General features: G+C 76.0%; 3 protein-coding genes. All 3 read right to left on the reverse strand.

Annotated features, from left to right (window positions below; translation table 11 throughout):
- On the reverse strand, window positions 1-964 hold a 964-nt coding region (locus L7D48_RS26930; protein WP_237883418.1), incomplete at its 3' end, for a thiopeptide-type bacteriocin biosynthesis protein.
- Window positions 961-2538 carry a hypothetical protein gene (locus tag L7D48_RS26935; protein WP_237883420.1) on the reverse strand — a complete coding sequence of 526 codons (1578 nt, stop codon included), beginning with the start codon at window positions 2536-2538 and terminating at the stop codon, window positions 961-963. The genes L7D48_RS26930 and L7D48_RS26935, both read right to left, overlap by 4 nt.
- 89 nt (window positions 2539-2627) lie before the next feature.
- A partial coding sequence (locus L7D48_RS26940) for a YcaO-like family protein (protein ID WP_237883422.1) occupies window positions 2628-3988 on the reverse strand: 1361 nt, incomplete at its 5' end.

A 3988-nucleotide genomic window follows, 5' to 3' on the forward strand; every position in this document is an offset into this window, starting at 1 on the left:
GGGCGGGGGAGGGGAAGGCCTGGGTCAGCCGGGCGTACGTCTGGAGCTCCTCCACCAGATTCAGGCCCAGCCGGTTGTGGAACATGTGGACGTGCGAGAACAGCACCCGGCCGGGGTGCGTGCCGGTGCCCCGCCGCACCTCCCGCGCGTGCGCGGCCAGCGCCCGGTGCCAGCCGGTGAACGGGCCGTGGTCGTCCGGCATCCGTATGCGGACCGTGCCCCGGCCGACGCCGCACAGCCGGTCGAGCTGCTCGGGGCCGTAGCCGAACCCGGCCCCCCACTGCCGCCAGATCAGGTACGCGTGCGCGTAGTACGCCGCCTGCTCCCCGGCATCTCCCAGGGCGGCCGCGGCGGCCATGGTGGCCCGCAGTCCGGCGAGCACCCGGGAGCGCCGGTCGGGCAGATGCGGCAGCAGGCCGGCGACCAGTTCGCTGGAGAGCCGGAACAGCCGCTCCGCGGCGGGCATCAGCTCCGGGCCGCCGTAGCGCTCGTACTCGGGCTCGTAGGCGCGCCGGTGGACCCCGGGCGGGGCCAGGTCCTCCAGGGCGGCGCCGTCCTCCAACTCCCCCGCTGCAGCGAGACGTTCGGCCTCGCGGCGGTGGGCGTCCGGGTCCAGCGGCTCCTCGTCCGGCGCGAGCCTTCCGGCGCTCTCCAGCCGCTCGCGCAGCAGCCGCTCGGTCCGCTCCAGCGCGGTGTCGTCCAGATCGCCCACGCGCAGGCGCAGATGGGGGCCGCCCTGCCAGTAGCGGATGAAGAACCAGGGCCGCTCCGGCGCGGTCTCGGCCACCGTCGGCCGGATCACCTCCTCGATCACGCGGTCGTGCAGCGACCGCGCGGTGGAGGCCAGGTGCAGGTGCCACGCGTACCAGCGGGCGGCGGCGCCGGGGCCGGTGCCGGCCCCGAAGCGCGCGGCGGGCGGTGCGGTGGGCGGTGCGGTGGGTGGTGTCCGCTCGGGGTCCGTCACAGTCTCACGTCCAGCAGGGGTCCGGTGTAGCGCGGAGTTCCGGTGATCACGGAGAAAACGATCATTTCGTCGGGGCCGAGGCCGAGGACCCGGCGGGCCGGCACCTCCTGGAACGCCCGCACGGGACGGGCGTACAGGCCGTGCGCGGCGGCGGCCAGGCACAGCCCCTGCGCCGCCCAGCCGGCCGCGTACTGCGCGGCGCACCAGGCCCCGGGGCCGAACCGCTCCATCACCTCGCGGGGGCGCAGCGACAGGAACCAGATCGCGGAGGCGTGCCGTACGTCGCAGCCGTTGCCCGGGGCCAGCGGGTAGCCGTAGTACTCCTCCAGCCGGGCCGCGGCCGCCGGGTCCCCGGCGCACAGGGACAGCTCGCCGCCGGTGAGCCCGTGGACGCCGTCGGTGAAGCCGTCTACCTCCTGCACCACCGCGCTGACCCGGAGGGACTCGTACACGGCGCGCAGCGTCCCGCCGGGCGGCGGGAGGGCCAGCCACTCCACGGCGTCGCGCAGGGCCGCGGCCGGCAGCCGCCGCCGTCTGCCGTTCATCCCGTACAGGCCGCGGGGCATCCGCCCAGATGTGCGGCGCCACAGCGTCTCCGCCCAGGAGAGCTCCCGGGCGCCCGCGGCGGAGGGGATCGCGGGGGTCAGGGGCGCGGGCGGCTCGCGGAAGTCCTGGGCGCGGTTGACGGCCAGGGCCTCGGCCAGGACGTGGTCGGGACCGCCCGTTCCGGCGTCCACAGCGGGGGCGGACGGCGGTCCGCCGCTTCCGGACGCGGACCGGGCCGGGCCCGTTTCCGCGTCCGTGCCCGGGTCCAGCTCGACGGTGAGCGGCAGCGACCACTGCCACACCGGGGTCAGACCGAGCGCGGCCAGGGCCTCCTCGCCGGACGCGTCCGGCAGCCGCAGCCGGCCCCGCAGCCCGAAGAGTTCCAGGGCCGTGCAGAGCATGCGCAGGTTGACGCCGAGTTCGAGGTGGACCAGCGAGCCGCGGAACCACTTGTAGACGGGAGGCAGCCGGGTGTAGCGGCCGGCCAGCGCGATCCGGCGTCCGGAGCCGGCCGCGCGCGCCGGCCGCTCAGCGGTGTCCAGGCCGACCAGGGCGTGCCGGTAGACGTCGAGCGCCTGCCACCGCCCCCGCTCGCCGACGAGGGCCTGGACCGGGAACTTGCCGCGGACCGACGGATAGCCGCGGTGGTCGTTGAAAGGGTTCTCCGGCTCGCGCCGGTGCACTCCGAAGGCGGCGACCAGCGCGTGCCCCAGCCGGTCCGTGCCCGCGTCCGTGCCGTCCGCTCCGCCGGTGAACCGGCCCCCGGGAAAGGGGAGTTCCTCCAGCAGGTCGACCGTGCCGTGCGGCAGCGCGGCCGGGGCTCCGGACCGGGCGGCATCCGGCAGCCCGGGATCCACATCGGTCTCCGACAGCGGGCCGGCGGGCTGAGCGGGGGGCCGCGGCCGGTCGGCGCCGCTGCCGTAGGCGAACCACATCATGTCGCGCGTCATGAAGTCCGCATCGTCGGGCAGCGGGCTGCCGGTGCGTTCGCCGCTGGCGCGTTCACTGCGGGCGGGTGCGGTCTCCATGCGCTCTCCGTGCTGGTGCTGGTGCTGGTCTGGTGCCGGTGCGGTCGGGGCGTTCGGTGCGTGCGGGGGCGTGCCGGCCCCGGTCCGGGTCAGGGGAACGGATGAGGGTCGTAGGGGACGCTCGCGTGCTCCGAGGGGGTGCCGGCCAGCGCGGCGGCCAGCCGGGGCAGGCCCGCCAGCCGCTGGTGCGCGTGGCCGAAGCACATCGGGACGATCCCGGGGACGACCGCCTTGGCGACGGCGGTGCCCAGGTCGGCGTGGTCGCGGGTGGTCTGGTCGACGAGCACGATCCGGTCCAGCCCGGCGGCGGAGTACAGCCCCCGCACGTACTCCAGCGCGCCGCGCACATCACCGGCCGCGGCCCGCTCCAGCTTCTGGGGCCAGCCGGGGAAGGCGTCCTCCAACGCGACCCGGGGGCCGCCGAGCACGGTGGTGACCCGGTCCCGCTTCTCCGGCAGCGCGTGGAGCCGCAGATGGTCGTCGAGCACCTCGATCCGCCACGGGTCCTCCAGCATCGCCTCCGCCTGCGCCCGGTCCCACTCGACCGGGTCGGTGACGATCTGCCCCAGCTCCCACAGGGCGGCGCGCACCACGGACTCCGGGCGGATCCCGGAGCCGGCGGCGGAGAAGGTGGCCGGGAAGTCCCCGGCGCGGTTCAGCGCCATCGCCCAGACCACCGGCACCCCGATGTCCTGCGTGGCGACCAGCAGGTGGATGTCGAAGCCGCGGGACTCCACCAGTGCCATCAGCCGGCGGGAGGCCGGATCGGTCACCGTGGCCGGGTCGATCGACGGCAGGGGCGCGGCCCGGTGCCAGGAGATCAGGAAGGCGTCGCGCTCGGCGAGTTCCAGCAGCGAGTGCAGGGCCGCCTCCTCCAGGGAGGAGCCCAGCGCGCAGCCGCTGGAGGACTCGTGGAAGAAGTGGCGCCTGGGAGCCGCCCCCTCGGCCCGGGCGGCCCAGCGGTCGGTGCGGTAGCGGTAGTCGTACTGGTAGAAGCCGATGTCGGCGGGGACGAGGAGCGGCCGGCCGGTGTCCAGGTCATGGCCCCACACCCAGTCCATCGGCGTGCCGGTGTCGCTGGGCGTCACCCGGCAGCTCGGCCGGGCGAGCTGCTCGGGCGTGTACCGGCCCAGTGTCCGCGGGTCCAGGGCGATGTCCGGGACGTCCCGGTGGGCCAGGCCGCTGAACACCGGGGCGGCGTGCGGGAAGCCGGCCATCCGCTCGTACGCCTCCAGTACGGCGACGGGCTCGGCCTCGGCGAAGGTGAACGCCCGCCCGTACCCCATGGCGATGGACTCCGGGGCCGCGGCCATGCTCATCGCGAACGGGGCGCGGGACTCGCGGATCACCTCCAGCACCGGGCCGAAACGGGGGTCGGCCAGCTTCTCGCGGAGGACGCCCGGCCGCAGCAGGCGGCTGCCGCCGGTGCCCCGGGTGGGGTCCCGGGGGG

Source organism: Streptomyces sp. ICN903, from assembly GCF_022015835.1.
GTDB classification, from domain to species: Bacteria; Actinomycetota; Actinomycetes; order Streptomycetales; family Streptomycetaceae; genus Streptomyces; species Streptomyces fenghuangensis.